General features: G+C 51.9%; 27 protein-coding genes. 11 read left to right on the top strand and 16 right to left on the bottom strand.

What is annotated here, in order from left to right; all coding sequences use genetic code 11:
• Positions 1 to 154: 154 nt before the first annotated feature.
• The 3 genes from QT230_RS09440 to QT230_RS09430 form a co-directional block, all read right to left on the bottom strand.
• Positions 155 to 1,423, bottom strand: a complete 1,269-nt coding sequence (locus tag QT230_RS09440; RefSeq protein WP_308321392.1) for a PAS domain-containing methyl-accepting chemotaxis protein — start codon at positions 1,421 to 1,423, stop codon at positions 155 to 157.
• 422 nt (positions 1,424 to 1,845) lie between these two features.
• Positions 1,846 to 2,049, bottom strand: coding sequence for a zf-HC2 domain-containing protein (locus tag QT230_RS09435; RefSeq protein WP_308321391.1), 204 nt, complete (start codon positions 2,047 to 2,049; stop codon positions 1,846 to 1,848).
• A 17-nt stretch (positions 2,050 to 2,066) separates the two neighbouring features.
• Positions 2,067 to 2,636 (bottom strand): sigma-70 family RNA polymerase sigma factor, encoded by a 570-nt coding sequence (locus QT230_RS09430; protein ID WP_308321390.1) that lies wholly within the window; start codon positions 2,634 to 2,636, stop codon positions 2,067 to 2,069.
• A gap of 377 nt (positions 2,637 to 3,013) precedes the next feature.
• Here QT230_RS09430 and QT230_RS09425 point away from each other — a divergent pair, with 377 nt between their 5' ends.
• Complete coding sequence (locus QT230_RS09425; RefSeq protein ID WP_308321389.1) at positions 3,014 to 3,316, top strand: hypothetical protein; 303 nt, start codon at positions 3,014 to 3,016, stop codon at positions 3,314 to 3,316.
• 159 nt (positions 3,317 to 3,475) lie between these two features.
• Here the strand turns inward: QT230_RS09425 and QT230_RS09420 are convergent, their stop codons facing one another.
• From QT230_RS09420 to QT230_RS09395, 6 genes are all read right to left on the bottom strand, one after another.
• Complete coding sequence (locus QT230_RS09420) at positions 3,476 to 4,159, bottom strand: DUF3047 domain-containing protein (protein WP_251048223.1); 684 nt, start codon at positions 4,157 to 4,159, stop codon at positions 3,476 to 3,478.
• Positions 4,146 to 4,352: a zf-HC2 domain-containing protein gene (locus QT230_RS09415; protein ID WP_308321414.1), complete on the bottom strand. Its 207-nt coding sequence runs from the start codon at positions 4,350 to 4,352 to the stop codon at positions 4,146 to 4,148. Before QT230_RS09415 ends, QT230_RS09420 begins: the two co-directional genes overlap by 14 nt.
• Positions 4,353 to 4,643: 291 nt before the next feature.
• Positions 4,644 to 4,985, bottom strand: a complete 342-nt coding sequence (locus QT230_RS09410; protein WP_308321388.1) for a hypothetical protein — start codon at positions 4,983 to 4,985, stop codon at positions 4,644 to 4,646.
• A 1-nt stretch (position 4,986) separates the two neighbouring features.
• Positions 4,987 to 5,553, bottom strand: coding sequence for a sigma-70 family RNA polymerase sigma factor (locus QT230_RS09405; protein WP_215092022.1), 567 nt, complete (start codon positions 5,551 to 5,553; stop codon positions 4,987 to 4,989).
• Positions 5,554 to 5,614: 61 nt separating this feature from the next.
• Positions 5,615 to 5,923 (bottom strand): EthD family reductase, encoded by a 309-nt coding sequence (locus tag QT230_RS09400; protein WP_215092020.1) that lies wholly within the window; start codon positions 5,921 to 5,923, stop codon positions 5,615 to 5,617.
• Positions 5,924 to 5,981: 58 nt separating this feature from the next.
• Positions 5,982 to 6,539: a carboxymuconolactone decarboxylase family protein gene (locus QT230_RS09395; protein ID WP_308321387.1), complete on the bottom strand. Its 558-nt coding sequence runs from the start codon at positions 6,537 to 6,539 to the stop codon at positions 5,982 to 5,984.
• Positions 6,540 to 6,747: 208 nt separating this feature from the next.
• Here QT230_RS09395 and QT230_RS09390 point away from each other — a divergent pair, with 208 nt between their 5' ends.
• From QT230_RS09390 to QT230_RS09370, 5 genes are all read left to right on the top strand, one after another.
• Positions 6,748 to 7,506: a YiiX/YebB-like N1pC/P60 family cysteine hydrolase gene (locus QT230_RS09390; protein ID WP_308321386.1), complete on the top strand. Its 759-nt coding sequence runs from the start codon at positions 6,748 to 6,750 to the stop codon at positions 7,504 to 7,506.
• A gap of 138 nt (positions 7,507 to 7,644) precedes the next feature.
• On the top strand, positions 7,645 to 8,370 hold the full coding sequence (locus QT230_RS09385; protein WP_308321384.1) for a c-type cytochrome: 726 nt from the start codon (positions 7,645 to 7,647) through the stop codon (positions 8,368 to 8,370).
• 142 nt (positions 8,371 to 8,512) lie between these two features.
• Complete coding sequence (locus QT230_RS09380; protein WP_308321383.1) at positions 8,513 to 8,851, top strand: hypothetical protein; 339 nt, start codon at positions 8,513 to 8,515, stop codon at positions 8,849 to 8,851.
• Positions 8,852 to 8,940: 89 nt separating this feature from the next.
• Positions 8,941 to 9,732 (top strand): prolipoprotein diacylglyceryl transferase, encoded by a 792-nt coding sequence (gene lgt / locus QT230_RS09375; protein ID WP_308321382.1) that lies wholly within the window; start codon positions 8,941 to 8,943, stop codon positions 9,730 to 9,732.
• A gap of 2 nt (positions 9,733 to 9,734) precedes the next feature.
• Positions 9,735 to 10,802 carry a L,D-transpeptidase family protein gene (locus tag QT230_RS09370; RefSeq protein WP_374694450.1) on the top strand — a complete coding sequence of 356 codons (1,068 nt, stop codon included), beginning with the start codon at positions 9,735 to 9,737 and terminating at the stop codon, positions 10,800 to 10,802.
• A 58-nt stretch (positions 10,803 to 10,860) separates the two neighbouring features.
• Here QT230_RS09370 and QT230_RS09365 read toward each other — a convergent pair whose 3' ends face one another.
• Entirely contained in the window at positions 10,861 to 11,325 is a 465-nt protein-coding gene (locus QT230_RS09365) for a DoxX family membrane protein (protein WP_308321381.1), read from the bottom strand.
• Between the two features lie 360 nt (positions 11,326 to 11,685).
• On the opposite strand from QT230_RS09365, the gene QT230_RS09360 reads away from it, so the two are divergent.
• From QT230_RS09360 to QT230_RS09345, 4 genes are read left to right on the top strand one after another with little or no spacing between them, the layout of a single operon-like run.
• Positions 11,686 to 12,441, top strand: coding sequence for a methyl-accepting chemotaxis protein (locus QT230_RS09360; RefSeq protein ID WP_308321380.1), 756 nt, complete (start codon positions 11,686 to 11,688; stop codon positions 12,439 to 12,441).
• A 36-nt stretch (positions 12,442 to 12,477) separates the two neighbouring features.
• Positions 12,478 to 12,759 (top strand): hypothetical protein, encoded by a 282-nt coding sequence (locus tag QT230_RS09355; RefSeq protein ID WP_308321378.1) that lies wholly within the window; start codon positions 12,478 to 12,480, stop codon positions 12,757 to 12,759.
• A gap of 27 nt (positions 12,760 to 12,786) precedes the next feature.
• On the top strand, positions 12,787 to 13,512 hold the full coding sequence (locus QT230_RS09350) for a GGDEF domain-containing protein (protein WP_308321376.1): 726 nt from the start codon (positions 12,787 to 12,789) through the stop codon (positions 13,510 to 13,512).
• On the top strand, positions 13,509 to 14,534 hold the full coding sequence (locus QT230_RS09345; protein ID WP_308321375.1) for a GGDEF domain-containing phosphodiesterase: 1,026 nt from the start codon (positions 13,509 to 13,511) through the stop codon (positions 14,532 to 14,534). The genes QT230_RS09350 and QT230_RS09345 overlap by 4 nt, the downstream gene beginning before the upstream one ends.
• A 44-nt stretch (positions 14,535 to 14,578) precedes the next feature.
• Here QT230_RS09345 and merA read toward each other — a convergent pair whose 3' ends face one another.
• Together merA and merF are read right to left on the bottom strand one after the other, a co-directional pair.
• Positions 14,579 to 15,985 carry a mercury(II) reductase gene (merA, locus tag QT230_RS09340; RefSeq protein WP_308321374.1) on the bottom strand — a complete coding sequence of 469 codons (1,407 nt, stop codon included), beginning with the start codon at positions 15,983 to 15,985 and terminating at the stop codon, positions 14,579 to 14,581.
• Positions 15,978 to 16,235 carry a mercury resistance system transport protein MerF gene (gene merF, locus QT230_RS09335; RefSeq protein ID WP_308321412.1) on the bottom strand — a complete coding sequence of 86 codons (258 nt, stop codon included), beginning with the start codon at positions 16,233 to 16,235 and terminating at the stop codon, positions 15,978 to 15,980. Before merF ends, merA begins: the two co-directional genes overlap by 8 nt.
• 92 nt (positions 16,236 to 16,327) lie before the next feature.
• On the opposite strand from merF, the gene merR reads away from it, so the two are divergent.
• A complete protein-coding gene (merR, locus tag QT230_RS09330) occupies positions 16,328 to 16,750 on the top strand; it encodes an Hg(II)-responsive transcriptional regulator (RefSeq protein WP_308321373.1) in 423 nt (140 codons plus the stop codon).
• Between the two features lie 165 nt (positions 16,751 to 16,915).
• Here the strand turns inward: merR and QT230_RS09325 are convergent, their stop codons facing one another.
• The 4 genes from QT230_RS09325 to QT230_RS09310 form a co-directional block, all read right to left on the bottom strand.
• Positions 16,916 to 17,428, bottom strand: coding sequence for a DUF302 domain-containing protein (locus QT230_RS09325; protein ID WP_308321372.1), 513 nt, complete (start codon positions 17,426 to 17,428; stop codon positions 16,916 to 16,918).
• Positions 17,429 to 17,470: 42 nt separating this feature from the next.
• Positions 17,471 to 18,028 (bottom strand): hypothetical protein, encoded by a 558-nt coding sequence (locus QT230_RS09320; protein WP_308321371.1) that lies wholly within the window; start codon positions 18,026 to 18,028, stop codon positions 17,471 to 17,473.
• Between the two features lie 73 nt (positions 18,029 to 18,101).
• Complete coding sequence (locus QT230_RS09315) at positions 18,102 to 18,356, bottom strand: hypothetical protein (RefSeq protein WP_308321370.1); 255 nt, start codon at positions 18,354 to 18,356, stop codon at positions 18,102 to 18,104.
• A 57-nt stretch (positions 18,357 to 18,413) separates the two neighbouring features.
• A complete protein-coding gene (locus QT230_RS09310) occupies positions 18,414 to 20,720 on the bottom strand; it encodes a PqqD family peptide modification chaperone (RefSeq protein WP_308321369.1) in 2,307 nt (768 codons plus the stop codon).
• Positions 20,721 to 20,909: the final 189 nt, after the last annotated feature.

Here is a 20,909-nt window from a genome sequence, read left to right as displayed (position 1 = left end):
CCTTTAAGCTCGTGTGATCGCGTAAATACTGTTGCACCAGCAGCAGCTTAAAATCCTCGTTGTATTGCTTACTCATAAAAACACCCCGAAGGTTGGATTGAGCGTCCAACTTTCGGGGTGCAGTTCACGATGCGCTGGCTTTTGCATTGCGCCATCAAGCGGATTCGAGAGCCAGCTGCTCAATCGAGGTCGAAACACTGCGCGCCCCGGTGAGTACCTCATTGACGATAATTTCAATTTCACCAACGCTGACTTGGCTCGATTTGCCTTGTTCCACTACCTGCTGCATGGCCTGGGTAGTGCGTTCCACTAAGGCGCTGTTCTCTTTCAGTACCCGAGTAATATCCTCCACCGCTTCACTCGACCCTTTGGCCAAGCGGCGCACCTCGCTAGCGACCACCGCAAACCCGCGACCCTGTTCGCCTGCACGTGCGGCTTCTATCGCTGCATTGAGTGATAGCAGGTTGGTTTGATTGGCGATTTTGGCAATTGACTCGGTAATGCTATTGATACTATGTGCCTGCTTGTTAAGCGCAGCGATTAGCTGCTGCGCTTCTGCCAAGGTTAGCGCCGCCTGCTCAGAGTCACGTACCACCCGCTGTAGGTGGCTAAGACCGTTTTGGGCGATCTGCTCTGTTTGCGAAGAGGTGCTTTGGGCGGCAGTGACGGCGCGAGTGGCGGATTCAGCTGCCTGAACGGAACGGGTAATATCGGTGGCGAACTTGACCACTTTTACTACGTTTCCATTGCTATCTTGAATTGGATTATAAGTCGCCTCTAGCCACACGCTGGTGCCACGAGAATCCAAACGCTCGAACTTACCCTGCATGTATTCGCCTTGAGCAAGCCGTTCCCAGAAACGCGGGTTGGCTTGAGAGAAGTTAGCGGGACAAAACATTCGGTGGTGTGCACCCACTAATTCATCATTTCGATACCCCATCGCCTGCTCAAAATTTGAATTCGCATTGAGAATCTCACCGCTGGGGGTAAATTCAATCACCGCCATGGAGCTATTTAACGCGTCTAGCACAGCGTTTTTGCGTTCCGCCTCTTGGTGGGCAGCGGTAATGTCATTGGCAATTTTGAGCACCTCGACAACCTTACCGCGCCGATTACTGATCGGTATGTAGGTGGCCTCTAACCAGATTTCCTCTCCCAGGGCATCCGAACGCCGAAAGCGGCCATGCTGACTATGCCCTGCTGCCAGTGCTTGCCAAAACGCTCGGTACTCTTGGCTATTGCTCTCTTCAGGAAAGCAGAATACACGGTGGTGTTGACCCTTCACTTGGTCAAGGGTGTAACCGACGACGTTTAGAAATTGCTCACTTGCCTTCTTGATAACCCCTTCAGGTGTAAAAGAGATACAAGCGGTATGTTGGTACAGTGCACTGTGTAAACCATTAGAAGCGAGGCGCGTGAACATTGCTAATCCTGTCAAAGAGGCTATTTGAGTCATTTGTACAAGGTTAGAGCAGTCCCGGTTTGTAAGCATCATTTTGTATCTGTATGACACAAAATGTTGCAATTGTGGGTTTTTAGGTGTCTTTTAACATGAGTTTCGGTTAATCATCAGGGCATCTAGCCAGACTGATCATGATAAATAGCGTTAGCTGATGTCACCTGAAAAGCTGCTTGTTCGAGCAATTTGGAAAAAGCAGTGGAGGCCAACCGTTTCTTTTAACTTCTTGTACAGTATGTGTATAATTTTAATTGTAGAGAAAATTCTAAACAAAAGCACTTCAATGTATAGATTTTGTATAATATCTTTGTTGGGCGCACGCAAGTTTCTGCTGATGGGAAGCGTAAGAGGGGCGTGAGGTGGTTTGCAGTGCTTGGTTGAAGGGGCTAATCGTCTAACGTTTGGCGAGAATTATACTGGGAGGCCGGATGATGTTTGCCAGCTTGATGCAAAAGGTCGAATTGGCGGGCGCAGGTGCGGCAGGCCTGGCACATCGACAGATGAATACGCAGCGCCATCTTTTCACGTAACGTTAGGGTTTTGTCCTGCTTTAAGGACATCAACGCCGTGGCTTCGCGGCACATAAGCATATCAGGCTCCTTTTCAACTAATTTAACCAACCATGATCCAAGCACTCTCTTAGCCGCAAACGCGCACGGTGTAAGATAACCCAGCAGTTGGTTTCAGTAATGCCGGTTTCCTTACAGATATCAGCGGTGGAAAGCCCCATGAGTTCACGCAGGGTAAATACCCGTGCAATGCTTTCCGGTAAGGCGATTAGGCAGGCATCAAATACTTGCCAAAAACGCTGGTTTTCTAATACCTGCTCAGGCTCGCCCCAGTGGCTAGGGCGGGCAGCGCTCTGCCAGTGACCATCCTGTTGAAATAGACGATCAAGGGTATCGTCGTCTAAGTCCTGGTCTAGCGGTTGCCAAGTCCCTTGACGGCGCTGCTGACGCAGTTGATCCAGAATTTTGTACTTTAAAATGCCAAATACCCACGTCTCGAACTCGGAGCGACCTTCAAAGGTAGCGCTTTTCTCAAAGGCGGTGAGCAAGGTTTCCTGTACCGCATCTTCAGCGGCGGTTGCATCACGTAGCTGCAACCGCGCAAAGGCCACTAAGCGAGGTCGTAGCTGGGTAAAGTGGGCGGCGGCTAAGGTAGCGGAAAGAGGCATTCAATTCCTTTGAATAAATATTATCCGCTGTGCATGCTGCGAGTGGGGCGGATCACAGCATTTCGCTGTATGGTAAAACTAGGTGCCGCTGAATTGGCTGCCACAATAAATTATTATATATATAAACCTATAATCATCAGGCTTTAAAAGTCAACAGGCCTTGAGCGCTTGTATTGAAAATGTGAAAAGTCCTGTATCAGCATACGGAGATGGTTTTCTTTACCCAACAAGCCTAACGTTCCAGAAATTTTATATAAAGAGTGTAATGATTGTGCATTTCAGAGCACAGAATAGCGTAAGTCAAACAGACGCTGGAAATTTACGTTACTGTGACGTTTTAAAAGTAAGGCGGCTATCTGTAAAATAAGGAGATAGACATGTTGTTTAATAATCTAGCGAAAAAAATGTGCGTAATGGGGCTCTGTATGGGCATCGCTGCAAGCCCGCTAGCCTTCGCCAATAACTCGATTGGGCTAAACAAAGATCGCTCTGCAGGCCATGAGGTAATTGTAAAACCACAATCCCATGCTACGTTGAGAACCGATACGTTCACCAAAAATGACCTTTTATATGACAAAGGAGATCGTCAAACAGACCAAAAGTTCATGACTAAAAAGAGCGAGTATTCAGTGAAAGGAACGACTACCTTGAAGCCTGCGGATCTAGTTCTTCAAAGATAATTAGGGTGCGCGTTGATAATATGTATTTTAATTATACTTGGGTCATTTTTAAAATGATCCAGGCGCTTTTTTATAACAATATATTTGGGGTGTTGAAATAATAATGTTTTGCTCTTTCTTAATGTCTGTATAAATCTTGAGGATTTTGACTGGTGACAGCTATTTCGGGCAGATGGGGGTATCTTTTGTGCTTGAAAAGCCAACATGAGTAAACCAAGCCGTTACATTACCTCCTGCATTATCGCCATCGCTCATTAAAGCAACGCCATTAATCAGGTCAGGGGAGCTGCCGAAGAGCGCAGCAAAGTCTGCACGTACATCGCGGACCTCAGCGACCCATTCCCTAACGCGAGATGAGCCTCCTTGCAGTGCGATTAGTTCGGCACGGTCGGTAAATGCGTTGCTCCAGGTGCTTCCAACCTCTTGAGTGGACGACCAAACATAGTTCACCGATTCCACCTGCCAAGGCAATAGCCCGGTTTTACGTGCAACATAAACACGAGCGGGGTAGTCATCGCCCGCTTTAGTCGTTTCGTCCAATCCAGGGTAGGTATTGCTAACTTGCCAGCACCAGTGCAGATAGGGCGTTTCGTTTAAATCAATATCACGTTCAAGATAGCGGGCAGACGCTTGCCCTTGGGATTTTGCTTCCAGTACCCGTCGTCCCGATTTTTCGACAATTGTGTACTGGGTTTCACCTTCAAAACTGCGCGTAGGCCAGGTCATGATTTGGTTAGGGGTAAAATGCACTTCCTGCGCGAGCGTGATGCCTACCATCAAAGGTGCACTGCATAAACTACTCACTATCATCAACACCACTTTCATGCGCTTAACGAGTGTCATGATAGCTATCTTTATTGAATGATGTGCTCAGGGTGGGGTGGTGATGAACGATCTGGTGGAGCAGGTCGAATTGACGCGCGCAGGCACGGCATGCTCCGCACATTGCAAGATGAAACCGGAGGGCGGTGTTTTCTCGAAATGTCAGTGTTCTATCCTGTTTGAGCGACATTAAGCGCGTTGCTTCACGACACATAATCATAGTGTAACCTCTTACGAATAACGATAGGCGCCCGGAATGGGGCTCATAGAAGATACGCCCGTGGCATTTCATCGCTTAACGTTTAGTGCCTTTTAAGCCAAATGCCTTACAAATTTAAGTGTTAGTAAAACATATAATGAAGGTGATTAGTTAGGCTTAGCGGCGTGAAGCTACCAACTGTTCAAATGCGTCGCGCAATGCGTTAACACTCGTGACCCCTTGGATCGTTTCTTGGCGATTGCCTTGGGCATCAAAGAGTAAAATCGTGACGTGGCCGACACCCTGTTAATTGGCGAAATCAGCACCTTTGGTTGTATTGATATCCACAACGCGCCAAGCTGGTGGCTCGTTTATCTGCGCCAGTGCATCCTCGGCATTGGCTTTTAAGCGTTGGCAAAGTGGGCAACTATGATCATGAATTTGCACGGCGACCGGCGTTCCGCTGCCAATAACGCTAAGATCTGATTCTGTACGCACGCTATGTTCGTTAGCTATTAGCCAAGCAATCGGAACGGCTAGAAACGCAAGTGCAATAAGTATTTTTCTAAACATTGACGTTATTTTTTTTGCAGGATTGCTCGGTGCTTTTTTTTGCCTAGGAGGTAAAGTTTTACGGGTTTTCTTCATATTACGTTAACCAACCTTTTTCAATACAGGCACGTAGCCGCAAGCGTGCACGGTGCAAAATCACCCAGCAGTTTGCCTCGCTTAACGTTAACGCTTCGCAAATTTCCTGGGTGGTTAGCCCCATTAATTCGCGCATAGTAAAAACCCGCGCAATATTGTCGGGCAGCACCATCAAGCAAGTGTCGAGCAAACGCCAAAACGCCGCGTTTTCGAGTACTTGTTCGGGTTCCCCCCAGGGCGTAGGTTTGCTGGCGGCTTGCCAACGCCCATTGTCTTTGAACAGGTTTTCAAATGAATCTTCATCGCTCAGCTCATCGTCTTGCCAAGAAAGGTAACGTCGCTCATGACGGAATCGCTCAAGTATTTTATTTTTTAAAATACCAAACACCCATGTTTCAAAAGCCGAACGCCCTGAAAAAGTCTGGTGCTTCTCCAGGGCGGTGACCAGCGTGTCCTGCACAATATCCTCAGCAGCGGCATTGTCGCGCAACTGTAAAAGCGCAAAGGCAACAAGCTTGGGCCTCAGCGTAGCAATGTGCTCTTCAGTAGAAGGCGTGGCAGTCGTCACGGCAGTCCTCATGGGTAAAATAAGCTAGCAGCAATGTGTTTATTTATAGTTGTATGGCGATCTATGCAGGCGTATCAATAACTTCATTCACCTGCATGACGGGCTCTACGTTGGTGAAGTTGGCAATGTCGGCAAGCAGTTGGTCACCAATAGCGGCAAACGCGGATTCAAAGCGTTGTGCTGACTCAAACCCTAGGTGTGCTACCAAGTGATAAGTGGCTTGAGAGTCGATACAGTGATGTACGCGAAGGTAGCGCAGTCCGTGCTCAGCAAGCAATGAATTGACCAGCGGCGAGTGTTTTTCGATGTAATACGCATCGTCAAAAGCCAAGGTGTCGGAATTAGGGTAAGCGACCATAACGTCGATCATAACTGTCTCCAAATTAATTAAGCCTGTGACCGCATCGACGGCCACAGATAAGCATGGATTATGACGCAGGCGCTTCCCAAGCTAGCGGCTTAAGTTCTTCATTAAGCGGGGTGCCAGCAACATGATTAGTGTAGTTGGAAAGCGTTTTTAGTGCGCAAGCAATCACTAGCTCAAGAACGTGCTGGTGGGTAAAACCTGCTTCAAAAAAAGCGTCCAGCTCGGTTTGCTCTGCCCAGCCGCGCTGCGCATTTAAATGACGGGCGAAACGCGTAACGGCCGCCAGCTTGGCGTCGTTAGGCGTGTTGCGTGCGCGTAGATCTTTGATGATCTCGTCATCGGCACCGGCTTTCTTAATCCCACCTGTATGCGCTGCCACGCAGAATGCGCAGTGGTTATCAGCACTAATGGCGAGCAATGCTGCTTGTTGTTCAACAGGGCTTAGGCTGGTTTTAGCGTAGATACCGTCGAGTGTTAGATAAGCCTCAAGCAGCGTGGGGGCTTCTGCCATTTTGGCAAAAAGATTAGGCAGGAAACCCATCTTTTTTTCAGCGGCTTGAAGGTTCGCTTGAGCCTCTTTGGGTGCGCTCTCAACAGTATGTAAAGAGAAATCAGTCATTTCAAACTCCTTCTGATCAAAAGATGATCGTTTACGTTGTGCATTTAACTGGCCTGAATGATTATGGAACAATTGATCCATAAATGGCAATGGTGATGTCAAAAATACCCAAAACAAATGATATGTCTGCTTGTTTGATGATCAGACTGTAAAGATAGTGGACTGTTGAGCACCAACCTTTACAAGTGCTAGATAAGACGGGGGCGATATGAAAAACGTGTTGCAGAAAATTGGCTACATGATGAGTTGCTGGTTGTCGTGCCCTCGACATGAACAGCCGAGCGCGGGGCAAATTGAGGATCATATTGCCACTTTTTTAAAACCTGGTGATGTTTTATTGGTAGAGGGTTCGTCGCGGTTCAGTGTGGTTATTAAATATTTGACGCAGTCGTCCTGGTCTCATGCAGCGTTATACGTGGGGAGCGAAAATGCCCGACATTTTGGCGCTCATGGCGGTGAGTGTTTTATCGAAGCCGATGTGGCAGAGGGTGTCCGTTTGGTCGGACTGAGTGAGTTTAGCGGTTGTCATTTACGTATATGTCGGCCTGTGGGGCTACAGGTGAGTGAAGTTGAAGCGTTAGTTCAGTTTGTCGGTAGTCGCCTTGGGCATCGTTATGACTTGCATAATATTATTGATTTGGCGCGTTACTTTTTTCCGTTACCCCCCGTTCCCCAGCGTTGGCGTAAGCACTTTTTGACGCTAGGCAGCGGTGATCCTACACGAGCAATATGCTCAACCCTGATCGCCCAAGCTTTTCAGTCGATTTACTACCCTATATTGCCTATCGCGGATGACGAGCCAGCCTCAAACAGTGATCGTTTACTGACCCAGCGTCACTACTCGTTATTCACGCCGCGTGATTTTGATTTGTCGCCTTACTTTGAAATCGTGAAGCCCAGATTGATAGGTGGGTTCGATGCCCACCAGTTGCACTGGCGGGAACCAATAGATTCATCTTCATTGTGATCCTGGCGTGTAAGGAAGTCAGGCGTTCGCTCACTGATTGAATGTAGTACTAAAAAATCAAACAACTAGGCAAGTGCTGGGCTGAGACCTACCAAGGCGCGGCTCTTCACAACAAGGCTGACTTCGAGAGGTGACCCCATGTCGCTCACTAAACAAACCCGCAGTGATTTACTGAATAAACTTCGTCGCCAGGTGCGTTACACCGCACCTGCTTTGGTGCTGGTAGCAGGTGGCGTCGCGCTAGGCGTTTCGGCCAATGAGCAAAACGTATTTGCCAACGATCAATCCACTACCAGTGGACTAATGCTGGCAAGCCATCATGCAGAGGCAGAGGCGCAACCTGAAGGCGAGGCTAGCGCTGAGGGCGAAGCAGAGGCAGATGGCGAAGGTGAGGCAGAAGGCGAGGGCGAAGCGGAAGGAGAGGCTCAAGCCGAGGGTGCTGCGGGGGGAGGCGTGCAGCCTAATGAGCGCACGCAGTTAGTATCCCGACCCGAAGGTTATGTGCCGGGTTACGATGAAAATGGCGACAATCCTAAGTCTTTGATTGAGCGTGGTGAAGCCCTGTTCAACGACACATCACTCAGCACGAATGGTCTCTCCTGCGCCAGCTGTCATGGCAGTGACGGCCAACAAGGCTATCAGGCAACGTTCAATCAGCCCTATCCTCATCCGGTTGCCATGGGCACCAACCTGTTTGGCATTGAAACCGTCCGTGCCGACGAAATGGTGCAACTCTGCATGGTATCTCCCATGGCGGCTGAGCCGCTGGAGTGGGAGTCTGACGATTTAGCCGCCCTGGCGGCCTATGTGGTTAATGCCCGTCAGCGCTTCGCTGGTGAGGCGAACGGCCACTGTAATATGTAGATCAGCAGGGCTTAGAAAAGCACGGCGGCTTTTAGCATTGAGCTGAAAGCTGCCTTTTGGACTGGTTGTTCTTTTTGTGGTAAAAAGCTTTCGCCCGTTGATAAATGAAAAGGATCTTGAATGTTTGCTGACATGGCGAAAAATGCATAGCGTAATTGCCAAGCAACTGACCGTCATGATGCTGGTAATCTTGGTGACGCTTTCAGGTGCTGGCTTTAGCAGCGCTGTAAAAGCAAGCTGTCTGGTTGACGCGCCTGTCTCAGCGACTGTTAGCACGGATAGCCATTGCCACTCTCCCTCGTTGTTAGCGCAAGCCGCAGAGCATGCAGATGCTTCTTGCTCGCCCTACGCACCTGCCGCGGCTAACGCCATATCAGGCGCTATTTTGACGTCTTCGCCCCAATGGTTGATGAAGGTGCCTTATCCCCAGTCACACCCTGAGCGTTTAGAAAAACCTCCCCGCCTTTCATTGCATTTCTGAAGACCTACACGCGTTTTCATACCGCTTCTGAATCATGAGTGCACCTCATGAGCTGACGGTATGTCTGGAAGACATAAACGGAGAAAGCAATGGAATACCCTGCGATTGAACCTATTGCTGTGGCGATTGGGCCACTGGTGATTCATTGGTACGGATTAATGTATGTGGTGGGCTTTTTATCCGCCTGGCTGTTGGGGCGTTGGCGTGCTGACTACCTGGGCCTCAATAAAGAAGACATCAGTGACCTTATTTTTTATAGCGCCGTTGGCGTCATTGTTGGCGGCCGGTTGGGCTATGCCATTTTCTATGGCATGGAGCAGTGGTTAAGTAACCCGTTGTGGGTCTTTCAGGTATGGGATGGAGGCATGAGCTTTCACGGTGGTTTGGTGGGTGTCATTGCTGCAACACTCTTTTTCGCACGCAAAAAGCGTATCGCTTTTATGGATATGGCGGATTTTATAGCGCCTCTCGCCCCTATTGGCTTAGGCGCTGGTCGGTTGGGTAATTTTATTAATCAAGAGCTTCCTGGCCGTATCACTGATGTGCCTTGGGCGTTGATCTTCCCGCAGGTAGGGCCTGCGCCACGCCATCCCTCTGCGCTATACGAGATGTTCCTGGAAGGAGCTGTGTTGTTTGTTGTGCTTTTTTGGCTGTCGCGCCGTCCACGCCGAAGAGGCCTGCTATCCGGTGTTTTCTTATGTGGTTATGGCATTTTCCGCTTTGCGGTGGAGTTTGTACGCATGCCCGATGCCCATATCGGGTTCATCGCCTTTGATTGGGTCACCATGGGCCATTTGCTGACACTGCCCATGTTATTAGGAGGCGCTGCATTGATCCTGTGGTCGCGCTCCCAGTCTGTTACTAGCGTTAAAGGAGCGTAATAATGAGCTTAATGAACACCACCAGTACACGGCGTATTTTTTTAAAAAAGAGTGTTCTCGCTGTCTGTAGTATGACAGCTGTTAGCACCTCGGCATGGCCTTTATTGGTGTATGGCGATGAGGAGGAGTTGCCTGACAACAACCATTACCCTCTCCCTGATAAGGGCAATATGATCGGTCAAGATTACCAGGTAATGGCCAGCCAAGAAGATACGCTTATTGATATTGCTCGTGTGCACAACGTGGGTTATGAAGAGATTCTTTCTGCGAATCCAGAGGTCAGTGTGTGGATGCCAGGTAAGGGAACGGCCGTTACTATCCCTCGGCGCCATATTTTGCCTAATGAAGCACGCAAGGGAATTGTGATTAACGTCGCTGAACTGAGGCTATATTACTACCCGGAGGTTAAGCCGGGTGAAACACCGCGGGTTGAAACTTACCCCATTGGCATTGGCCGTGAAGGCTATAACACACCACTGGGTATTACCAAGACAACGATTCGATTGGAGGATCCAGCCTGGTACCCGCCGCGCTCTATGCGTGAAGAAGCTGCTGAGCGGGGAGACCCCGCGCCGGCGGTGGTGCCTCCCGGCCCTGACAATCCGTTAGGTGAGCATGCGATTTTATTGGATATTCCTGGCTACTTAATTCATGGCACCAACCAGCCCGACGGCATTGGCATGCGCGCTAGCCGGGGCTGCATACGCATGTATCCAGAGGATATTGCCTCCATATTTGATAACGTGCCCAGTGGTACGCAGGTCAATATTATCGACCAGCCCGCTAAGGTGGGCGTTAGTGAAGAGGGCGATGCCTATGTGCAGGTCTTTAAAACGGTTGATAGCGATAAGGTAGGCGTTGACGCGTTGAAAGCGATGCTGCGTTTGCAGTTGTCGGCGTCTGAGGATGATCTCGCTGAGCTGGATAATAACCGTCTACAGGCGCTCTTCGATCAGCCGGATGATCAAATAGTCGCGTTATCGTCACTTACTCAAGTACCGAATGAGAGTGAAGCGGAAGCAGCGAAAATGGATATTTATCAAATGATAACGCAGACGCCTTCAACTTAAAGCTGAGTATAACGCCTTCATGACAGTGCCTTGTCATAAAGGCGTTCCATAAAAAGGCTTAATGTGGATGTGGGGCGCGTGAACACATCTGGCGAGCCTTCCACGTTTTGGGTTTATTAACGATTGAAGCATCAATCGAAAAGGCGTCTTCCCGCTGGAAAGCAATTAACAGCAGGCTGCTGGCAAAGATAATCAGCGAAGGATAAAAAAGTAAGTTAGTGCCTTCCAAATACCAGCCCAGCGGGTCAATGATCGAGGGGAAAACCGCCACTAACGAGGCCCCATTAATCACTACCTGTAGGGGAAGCACCCAGCGGCGTAGAAAGCCGACCAGTATTAATGCCCCGATCACGATTTGTACCACGCCGAAAAAGGTCAGAAGCCCTTCTGCGGACATAAACGAAAGATAGTATTTCTCACTGATTGCCGCGCTCCCTTCAGTATTAAGCAGCTTGTTGGCACCCCAAAATACCATCAGGCCTGCAAGCGAGATACGTAGAAACAGCAGTGTTAGGGCCTTCATGCAACTTATCCTTTGCGTCAATTGTGTAATTGAATAAGTGGGGTCAAAAAATGACCGAACAAACGGGAAACGAGCTTTAGTGGTAGTTGCGTCTATTGCCTTACAGATGCGCGGCGATTTTTCACGTCGACACTACGCAAGCCGCATCACAGTGGGGCATGCTAGCTCCACGATCCTGGCTACGGGGCTAAATCAGTTAAGCCAAGCAGGATGACGCGATAATCTATAGGTGCGTTGAGAAGGTGATCATCATCAATATGTAAGCTTGATCAAAAAAGACGCACCAAGAAGAGCTTAACTTATAAGAAGCCGTCATTTTGAGCTTAAGCTCAATATATGAAGCGAATGCAAGGGAAACGAATGGCAATAGCAGACACAAGGCAGACGGGTGGTCAAAAATCCCAAAGTGCCAGCCACCCACCTTTATGGCCAAGAGCCTTAAAAACGGCGCTAATTGTTGGGCCATTACTAACGGTGATCAACCAATTTGAGGCGTTTTGGCAACTCAGTGACTTCAGCTTCTGGCAATTTGCTTTAACGATGTTGGTGCCGTTTGGCGTGTCATGGCTGGGGGCCTCTGGCGCCAAACAGCACTATGACCATATTAACCGAGGGCACATGAATCGTTTTGATAGTGTCATTGTGCTTGCAGACGAAATTAGCGGGAATGCCTCTCAGGTGAATGACGCGTCACAAAAGCGTTATGCATTCCTTGAGCAGGTGCTGACCCATAGCCGTCAGGCGGGTCAAGAGGCCGAGCATCTGCAGTTGACCGCTGAGCAGAGCTGTAAAACGCTGCGCCAAGCGAATCATGGCGCCACTGATGTGAATTCACGTATTCAATATGTCGCGGATGGCATGTCAAAAGGTCGCGTGCTTACTCAGCAAACGGCTGAGGCGGTGGATACGTTTAGCCAGCAGTTTGAGGATATCCAAGGCATGGCGGCCAGCATTCAGCATATAGCCACTCAAACGAATTTGCTTGCGGTGAACGCGCGTGTGGAAACGGCTCGGGGAGGTGAAGTCGGGCTAGGCTTTGCCATTGTGGCGATGGAGGTCAATAAACTCGCTGACAGCGCTGCTAAAGCGGCGAGTGATATTCACCAGCGGTTATAGGCGCTTTCCTGTACCACTGGCGATGTTAAGCAGAAGATGCACGCACTACAGTCGCAAATCGAAACACTTGACGCCGAAAGCCAGGCGGGCCAGCGCAAAGTGGCCACGGTAACCACGGCGATTGATCACGCCACTATAGGGGCTGATGAGGCGGCTGGCCATGCTCAACGGCAAGTGAAGACAACCCAGGTCGTTATACACGATTTAGCGCAGGTGCTGGATGATACCCAACAAGCGATTGAGCGCTTAGCGAATAACCACCAGCTTGCCTTGGAACTCAGGCCTGTCGCTAACCATGACTTGTGCCCGACTCTGTAACGGCACTCTCTAAATCGGGAGCTCAAAATGGCATGGCGTAACTGGTTTGATGTTTCCCGACACGTGGCCAACTGTTCCCAAGCACTGCAAGATATAAACCAACGGCTGCGTCAGGAAATTGCTGAACGTCGTGAAGCGCAGGCGCTTGTCGAGAGCCTTGCCCGGTTTCCCGAAGAGAATCGTCAGCCGGCGTTGCGTATCGACCACCGTGGAGAGGTGCTCTTTGCAAATAGTGCTGCCCGACCGTTACTTAACCATTGGCATTGCGATGCTCCAACTGATGATGCGCCCCGGCAATTGCAAGTGCCCAGCGCTTGGCAAACACGCATTGATAGTGCCCTGAAAAGCGGGGAACTGGTTGAGGAGGAGTGCTACCTGGAACAACGTTGGTTGTTATTAACGCTTACCCCCCTTGTTGACGGCAACTACGTCAATCTTTACGGCACCGATATCACGGATCGCAAAGCCTATGAGAAGGCGTTAGAGCAGCGTAATCGCTATGACGAGCTGACAGGGTTAATCAACCGGCATTTACTCTATGACCGCGTGGATCAAGTGTATCGCAGTGCTAACCACCAACGCGGGTTCGCACTTGTCGTGCTGGATCTGGAGAACTTTCGCTTAGTGAACAGCTTGCTGGGTCATCAAGGGGGCGATCAAGTGCTTGCTGCCCTGGCTGCGCGTTTGCGCCAGCAGGTGGATGAGGCCGCCACATTGGCCCGTTTGGACGGTGATACCTTTTACTGCCGTTGACGGTTTCGCTCTCCCATTTGGCGGCAAGCGTTGAAGGCTGGCTGGGTGAGCTGGGCAAACCGCTTGCCATTGACGGCGAGCGAATTGAATGCCAAATGGTGGCGGGCATTGCGTTAGGCCCGCAAGATGGAGAGGATGCGCGGGAGCTGTTACGTCATGCCCATTTAGCTGCCCATCGAGCGCGGCAAAGCCAGCAGCGTTACCACTTTTTTGTTAACGAGCTCAACACCCATTTGCACCGACGTCATCAGCGCTCAAGCGCTTTAAAAGACGCCATACACAATGATGTTCTCGTGATGCATTACCAGCTTCAGTTTGATGCATCTGGCGTGGCGGTGGGCGCTGAGGCCCTGATTCGCTGGCCGCAACCGGATGGCAGTATGGTATCGCCGGGTGAGTTTATTCCTCTGGCAGAAGAGAGTGGCTTGATTGTGCCCATTGGTCGATTAGCGCTCAACCACGCCTGCGCGCAAGCTGCCAAGTGGCGACAAAGCGGTTATCCCCTTCGGGTGGCGGTCAACCTCGGCGCTGAGCATATTCACGACCCGGAGTTGCCTGAGTTGATAGAGGGGCTTTTGGCTCGCTATCAGTTGCCTGCCCGTGACCTGGAAATTGAAGTGACCGAAAGCAGCCTGATGGAGAATATCAGCCAAGGCCGCCAACAGTTGCAACGGCTACGCGAGATCGGCATTGAGATTGCGTTGGATGACTTTGGCACAGGTCATACCTCGTTGGCTTACCTACGCGATTTACCCGCTCAACGGCTTAAGCTCGATAGAGAATTTATCACCGACTTGCCCCATCAGCCTCACAACCAGGCGATCTGTCGTGCTGTTATCACTCTGGGGCATGCCATGGGGATGACCGTGCTAGCCGAAGGCGTTGAACGGGAAGAGGAATATGCGCTGCTTAAAGCGCTTGGGGTAGACGAGTTTCAAGGATTTCTGCTGGCAAGGCCTTTGCCAGGCGCTCAAGTAGGCGAGCACCTTAAGGCGTTATCATTAGCGCCGTCAGTTAAATAACGACACGACGTTGATGGTTACCCTGTATTCAGCCGCTGCTTTGTTTATCCCGCACAGCAAGACAACTGCTTCACATCCTTGGTGAAGGTTTGGGCACACAGCTTGAGCCCTTCCACCATGGTCAGGTAGGGGAATAGCTCATCGCCAATGGCTTGTACGGTCATGCCTGTTCTCAATGCCATTACTGCTGTCTGGATCAGCTCACCGGCCTCGGCAGTGACTGCCTGCATACCCAATAATCGTCCTGAATCACGGTCGGCGACCATTTTTATAAACCCATGGGTGTCGAAGTTGACCAGTGCCCGGGGAACGTTCTCCAAATCAAGTACACGGGTATCCACGCTGAAGCCTCGCTTGAGCGCCTCGGCTTCCGTCAGACCTGCGGTGGCAACCTGTGGGTCGGTAAACATCACCCCCGGCATGGCACTGAGATCCAGAGTGGCCTCGCCTCCCGTCATGTTGACCGCGGCCCGACTGCCCCCGGCAGCGGCGACATAGACAAACTGCGGCTGATCGGTACAGTCACCGGCGGCATAGATGCCCGGCACGGTGGTTTGCAACTGTTTATCCACCTTAATCTTGCCTCGCTCGGTTTTCACACCGATATCCTCAAGGTTGAGAAGCTCGGTATTGGAGGTTCGGCCAGCGGCCACCAAGAGTTGATCCGCCCTCAAAGTACCCCTGTTAGTGTCAAGAATGAATTCATGGTTGATATAGTTCACGCGGTTGGTCTGAGTCTGCTGGAGCACCGCAATATTCTCGCGCTTGAACGCTGCCTCTATGGCTTCGCCGATAGCGAGGTCTTCATTGGAAAGTAAACGGCTCCGGGCTAACACGGTGACCTTGCTACCCAACCGGGCAAACGCCTGGGCCAATTCCAGCGCGACGAAGCCTGCGCCAATGACAATCAGCCGGTCGGGTAATGTGTCCAGCACCAACGCACTGGTGGACGTCAGGTAGGGCGTATCGGCCAGCCCTGGTATCGACGGCTCTGCCGGGCGGGCGCCAGTGCCAATAAAAGCGCGGTCAAAGTGAACAGCCTGCTCACCGCCGTCGTTCAGTTTGACCGTTAGATGATGGGAATCGACAAACCGGGCATCGCCTCTTAGCACCGTGATCGCCGGGTGGTCGTATAGAATCCCCTCATACTTGGCACCGCGCAGCTCTTCAACACGTGCTTGCTGTTGCTGAACCAGTTTCGCACGATCCACCTTAGGCGCTTTCTGGGCGCTTACCCCGGCGTCAAAGGGGCTCTCCTTGCGTAGGTGGGTAATATGCGAGGCGCGAATCATGATCTTTGAGGGGACGCACCCGATATTGACGCAGGTACCGCCAATAGTGCCGCGTTCGATCAGGGTGATACGGGCGCCACGTTCTGCTGCCTTCAGGGCGGCTGCCATGGCTGCACCGCCGCTACCGATGACAGCAATGTGCAGGGTGTTATCACTCATCAAAGGAACTCCTTGAAGTTGTAGAGGCTTTCTCACAGTTGGCGTCGTATTTCTTTTTGCGCCATACCGCATAGATGGTCAGGCCAATGAATACGGCAAGGGCTGGAAGCAAAACGTAGTCGAGATACCCGGTCAGGGCGGCCAAGCCCACGGTGGAAAGCAGTATGACGAGAATGGGTGTGAAACAGCACAACGCCACAAAAATGGTGCCTGCTACGCCTACCCGAATCAGGGGCTTAGGGTTTTTCAACATACATTCTCCTTTCGAGATAAGGAAAGTCGAGCATTCGGATCCGCATTTAGATAAGGTTACTTCCGTAGTTAGCTACGGAGTCAAGGCGTATGACTGATAAAGTGAATTCATTGACCATCGGAGGTTTGGCAAAGGCTGCCAGCGTCCATGTTGAGACGATCCGCTATTACCAACGGCGTGGGCTATTATCTGAGCCCCAGCGTCCTCAGGGTGGTATCCGACGCTACGGTACTGCCGATATTGGCCGCTTAGCGTTTGTGAAAAATGCACAACAATTGGGATTCAGTCTTGATGAGATCGGCGATTTACTACGATTGGAAGATGGTGCTCACTGCCAGGAAGCCAGTGCGCTGGCGGAGCACAAGTTGCGGGATGTGCGCGAAAAGATCGACAAGCTGACAAAAATCGAAAAGGTGCTGGGCGACATGATCGGTCACTGCCACGCACAACAAGACAGTGTGAGCTGCCCGCTGATTGCTTCTTTACATGAGGGAGGCGCGGCAGGAGAGTAAAAACGTCAATTTCTCGTGGAGAGAAACTGACCTGGCCGAAAGGGGCACCAGCGTTTAAATGATTTATATGAGCACTCCAATGGCCAGTCTATCCCACCACACCGACCGCTAGAAGTAACACGTGATGTTATAGCTTGCCGGTAAGATGGCTTCTCTAACGACTACTTAGGGTGCAACAGCGCTATCGCCAATCCGTTGAAAAATAACGTCTAGCTCTTGCGCTGCATTGGCTAAGTCGGGGGTGTGTTCTGTGATATAAGGAGCAAAAACATCGTTAGGGTGTTTCCATGCAAGCGTTGCGCTTTCTGCATCTTCCTCGGTGACATAAAACCGCAAGGGCGCTTCGATCATGGCAGGCACGCTTTCACGAATGATGGTCACGGCAAAGTCGTTGCGAAACACACCAACGACCCGGTTACCAGGAATGGTTTCGCCCCGCTGTGTCGCGGCCTCTGTCGGGCCCGCTTCGGTAACGACCGCCATACCAGCGTCTTCGACGGCGTCACGCAAGTCGTCTAACAGTGTCGCGTAGTCTTTCTCGGCAGAAATCACTGTCCAGCCTTGGTCTGGCCAATCATTTAGCGCACTATCAGATGCCTGAGCGGTAAACGATCCAGCGCCCATGGACAAGATAAACGCAGCAAGATAATAGCGTGTTTGATTGAGAAATCGATTCATTGCAAGGACTCCTAGTAGGCAAGAATAGTAGGAAAGAATCACTTAATGGGGTTGCTGTTGCCAATAGCGCAATGTGGATGGATGAACACCAAAATCGCTGGATAACGTTATGTTCATCGATTCACACAACAAACGAATCAGCGCCATATGGTGCACCGTGTGACTGGAGAGAAATGCCAGTTCGCGCCCTAAGCTTGACGTCAATGGAAGGCTATGTCCTTCATCTCCTATAGGGTAGTGGATGATGATAGGTGTATCTATCGGCCGATCAGCTAACGACACCAGAGGCGCCTTAATCACGCTAATTGCCTTGGCCGCAACGTCAGGGTTCTCTTCTAACGCTGTTTGCCGGGGGCGCTGCTCGTAATCAATACCAATCTCCTTAATGCTGTCGTTAATGCCTGTCAACAAGGTATGATAATGCTCCAATATGTGGCGAACGTGTTTGCCGACCGACTGGCTACGAAACAGCCGTTGATAGGACGTGCTTGGCATTGTGGCAAGTAACTTTTGGAGCTGGGTGAGAGGCTGAGTGTTTTCATCCACCAGCGCCTCACTTGTTGAGTGACATACCGCAACGGGCAGTGACGTAACAGGCATAGCGAAGGCTCCTTATAAGCTGAGCTGGTCAACACACCAGCTCAGCACAACGGATAAAGCGGACTATTCAGTATTAACCGGCTTCAGCACCGCCTTCTCCCTCTCCTTCACCTTCACCTTCGGGTTTCTCGCCTTCGCCAGTGCCTTCAGCGCCGCCTTCTGCCAACATCATGGGCGCTTCCTGCATCGAGGCGAATCCTTCGGTGGGCTCGTCTGCCTGAGCTTGAAAAGCAAGTCCGCTTGCCACCAGGGCGAGGGCCGGTGCGGTATAACCGAACTGGCGGCTTAAGCGGCTCAGTAAACGGCGTTTAGCTTCGTGTTGAGACATGATGTTTCTCCTTATAGTGTTACAAGCAAATGCGCCAAATGGCGCGTCTTCCTGCCGCTATAACGCGGCGTGAGAAGGGGGTAAAAGCGTTGTCTGGCTAAGCCACTGAGTAACGGCCTCGACCTGAGGGCTGGTCAGCCGAGCGCGGCAGCGCGTGACCTGGGTCATTTGCTGCAGCGCGGTCAAGGCGTCAGGGCTCAATCCTTGATGGGGTTCTGCTGACGTTATGGTCAGAGGCAGTAGGGCACCTAGTGATTCAAGCGAAGACGGTACCTCCTGGGTGTCGCAATTGTCAGCATCAAACCATAAAAGCCCCGCGCAGGGGCCGCGTTCCTGAAATAAGAACCCGGCACCTTCAATCGGTACATTAAGCGGTTCCAGACTTTTTGGCGTAGCGAGTGAAAGGCGGGCTCCGCGTGTCAGGGCGAGGCCGTTATTTTCCGCCACCGTCTTCAGCGCTTCCATCGCCTGGGGAGCTTCCTGGCTGGGAACAATGCAGACAACATGGCCCTCCTGCCGACTCACCAGGACGACATCAAGTACCAGCTGTCCGTCACTCAAAGTGTGGGATAAACAGTGCTGGATGATAGCGGGGATGATGTCATCCAGGTGTAGGCGCGAACGAATCACCCGACTATCGCTGGTTAGGCAGTAGCCGTTGGCGCTTTCCAGTATATGCAGCGACACGTCAGGGGCTTTGTCGTTGGCGTCGAGCAGGGGCGCCAAGGCGTCGGTAATGCGTTCGACCACGGGCCCTTGGGGCGCGCTGATTGACCAGCGGCGATGATCAAAAAACAGGGTGCTGTGCCAGGTAGCGGGTTGTGCGCGGGCGGGGCAAAACGTGCCGAATGCAGCAGTGTCGCGATCCCCAGGCGCTAGCAGCCCATGCTGCCACCATAGCGAAAGTGTGGCCCACATATCGCTGGCAAGGGTGTCTGCATCGACCTGCCCGCCGCTTGCCGCCTGTAGGTGATCCATCACAGTCTCGATCGACTCGCCTTCGCTGACCAGTAGCCAGATCAGCGCCGCACTGTTGTTAAGCTGGAAGTAGCGCCCGCTTGCGTGGTGGTAAAGCGCCAATTGCTCACCGTCGATAAGCTCGCTGACGTCCTGGCCATAAAACGATAACGACAGCGGGGCAAGCTCAGCCGCCAAACGGTAATCAGCAAGGCTAGGTAGCCCGATAAAGGGCAGGTAGCGATGGGTGTCCTGGGTTGGGTAGAGCGGAACAAATCCACCCATCCGTTCGCGCTCTGCCGCCAGCGCAGCGGCATCGAAGGTAGCCGTGTCCCGGGGCGGCTGATCAAGCCCTGTCAGGGCGATCATATCCTGCACCAGGCCGGTTTTGACGGCCTCTTCGACCACGCCGCCGTGCTCGGGCTTGGCGCAGGTGCCCAGCGAGGGGCTCAGGTTGCACTCCAGAATCCAGGGTTTAAGCTGGTCGTCGACCAGGCAGTCCAGGCCGATCAATTCGTAACAGCCCCGCGGGTCGGCGCTGTCTTCCCGGGAGCGGGCGCGCATCGCCTCGACCCCGGAGAGCGCTGTCAGCGTGGCCAGGTCATGAAGCTGGTCAAACAGTGCCTGGTCGTCGTGGCCCTGCTCCCGCAGCCAGTGGCGGTAGCGATCAAGGTCGATAAACTCCACCGGAATCTCGGCGTCCAGGTTGAGCGCGTTGATGTCGGGGTTGGTCAGCTGGCTGAAGGGGTTGTCGATGTCATCCGGGCTCCACGGCGCCGAGGCCAGCTTGGCAAAGCCCTGGTCGTAGAGATACACGCGTAGCGGGTCGATGCTGGCGATCAGCATATACAGGCGCAGCACGTACTTGTGGCCGCGGATTGTATGCGGGTTGGCAACGTACTCTTGCACCAGCCAGTTGGGCGTCAGCGGTGCGGTGTTCGGGTCGCGCAGCACCTGAACTCCCTGGCCCTTGGACGCATTGGTCGGCTTTAAGATCCAGCGCTTTTCGGGATGCGCGGCAGCATCCTCCACCAGCGCCGGGTAGTCGTGGGGCATTTCATAGGCGCGGGGGAAGAAATTCAGTCGCTCCGTGTTGGGGTGCGTCTCACCGTAGTGACGCTGGGTACGTTTGCGCAGCTCGCTCAAGCCTTTATGCAGGCGGCTCTTGACCGTGAGTGCGGCATTACCGGGAATGTGGTTCATCACTCGGCTGGGGGAAGTCGCCTTGAATGCTGTCCTGGGCGGCATGCCGGTGACCCAGGCTGCCTGCCACTGCGCTTCGTCGCCTTGTTGCCATCCCTTGGCTTCCAGGGTCTGGCGGAAAAAGAGATCCTGCTCGGCATGGCGTTTACCGCTTAGCCAAAATCTTGGCGCTGTATCAGACGAGCGAGTCGCGGAAGGGGGCATGGCAAAGCTCCTGTTTCATTGTTCTAACGTTCAGTGGTGCCGTCTTGGTAATACTTACAGCAGGGCGAAAAAAATCTTCATTCAAGGCGCTATTAGCTAAATCGATATAACCAATATGTATTGTCAGCACCTCTCTTTATAGCGCATGATGCGAATATTGTACCAATCGTTCCTGCGTTATAGAGGAGG

The sequence above is a fragment of the Halomonas sp. SpR8 genome, assembly GCF_031010195.1.
Classification (GTDB): Bacteria; Pseudomonadota; Gammaproteobacteria; order Pseudomonadales; family Halomonadaceae; genus Vreelandella.
The sequence above is the reverse complement of the archived record's forward strand: the minus strand, read 5'-3'. Positions and strand labels throughout refer to the sequence as shown.

Bases quoted from the DNA above. Each gene is read 5' to 3' on its own strand.
- QT230_RS09440 (WP_308321392.1), bottom strand. From the start codon at position 1,423: ATGTTCACGCGCCTCGCTTCTAATGGTTTACACAGTGCACTGTACCAA.
- QT230_RS09435 (WP_308321391.1), bottom strand. From the start codon at position 2,049: ATGCTTATGTGCCGCGAAGCCACGGCGTTGATGTCCTTAAAGCAGGAC.
- QT230_RS09430 (WP_308321390.1), bottom strand. From the start codon at position 2,636: ATGCCTCTTTCCGCTACCTTAGCCGCCGCCCACTTTACCCAGCTACGA.
- QT230_RS09425 (WP_308321389.1), top strand. From the start codon at position 3,014: ATGTTGTTTAATAATCTAGCGAAAAAAATGTGCGTAATGGGGCTCTGT.
- QT230_RS09420 (WP_251048223.1), bottom strand. From the start codon at position 4,159: ATGACACTCGTTAAGCGCATGAAAGTGGTGTTGATGATAGTGAGTAGT.
- QT230_RS09415 (WP_308321414.1), bottom strand. From the start codon at position 4,352: ATGTGTCGTGAAGCAACGCGCTTAATGTCGCTCAAACAGGATAGAACA.
- QT230_RS09410 (WP_308321388.1), bottom strand. From the start codon at position 4,985: ATGAAGAAAACCCGTAAAACTTTACCTCCTAGGCAAAAAAAAGCACCG.
- QT230_RS09400 (WP_215092020.1), bottom strand. From the start codon at position 5,923: ATGATCGACGTTATGGTCGCTTACCCTAATTCCGACACCTTGGCTTTT.
- QT230_RS09395 (WP_308321387.1), bottom strand. From the start codon at position 6,539: ATGACTGATTTCTCTTTACATACTGTTGAGAGCGCACCCAAAGAGGCT.
- QT230_RS09390 (WP_308321386.1), top strand. From the start codon at position 6,748: ATGAAAAACGTGTTGCAGAAAATTGGCTACATGATGAGTTGCTGGTTG.
- QT230_RS09385 (WP_308321384.1), top strand. From the start codon at position 7,645: ATGTCGCTCACTAAACAAACCCGCAGTGATTTACTGAATAAACTTCGT.
- QT230_RS09380 (WP_308321383.1), top strand. From the start codon at position 8,513: ATGCATAGCGTAATTGCCAAGCAACTGACCGTCATGATGCTGGTAATC.
- lgt (WP_308321382.1), top strand. From the start codon at position 8,941: ATGGAATACCCTGCGATTGAACCTATTGCTGTGGCGATTGGGCCACTG.
- QT230_RS09370 (WP_374694450.1), top strand. From the start codon at position 9,735: ATGAGCTTAATGAACACCACCAGTACACGGCGTATTTTTTTAAAAAAG.
- QT230_RS09365 (WP_308321381.1), bottom strand. From the start codon at position 11,325: ATGAAGGCCCTAACACTGCTGTTTCTACGTATCTCGCTTGCAGGCCTG.
- QT230_RS09360 (WP_308321380.1), top strand. From the start codon at position 11,686: ATGGCAATAGCAGACACAAGGCAGACGGGTGGTCAAAAATCCCAAAGT.
- QT230_RS09355 (WP_308321378.1), top strand. From the start codon at position 12,478: ATGCACGCACTACAGTCGCAAATCGAAACACTTGACGCCGAAAGCCAG.
- QT230_RS09350 (WP_308321376.1), top strand. From the start codon at position 12,787: ATGGCATGGCGTAACTGGTTTGATGTTTCCCGACACGTGGCCAACTGT.
- merA (WP_308321374.1), bottom strand. From the start codon at position 15,985: ATGAGTGATAACACCCTGCACATTGCTGTCATCGGTAGCGGCGGTGCA.
- merR (WP_308321373.1), top strand. From the start codon at position 16,328: ATGACTGATAAAGTGAATTCATTGACCATCGGAGGTTTGGCAAAGGCT.
- QT230_RS09325 (WP_308321372.1), bottom strand. From the start codon at position 17,428: ATGAATCGATTTCTCAATCAAACACGCTATTATCTTGCTGCGTTTATC.
- QT230_RS09320 (WP_308321371.1), bottom strand. From the start codon at position 18,028: ATGCCTGTTACGTCACTGCCCGTTGCGGTATGTCACTCAACAAGTGAG.
- QT230_RS09315 (WP_308321370.1), bottom strand. From the start codon at position 18,356: ATGTCTCAACACGAAGCTAAACGCCGTTTACTGAGCCGCTTAAGCCGC.
- QT230_RS09310 (WP_308321369.1), bottom strand. From the start codon at position 20,720: ATGCCCCCTTCCGCGACTCGCTCGTCTGATACAGCGCCAAGATTTTGG.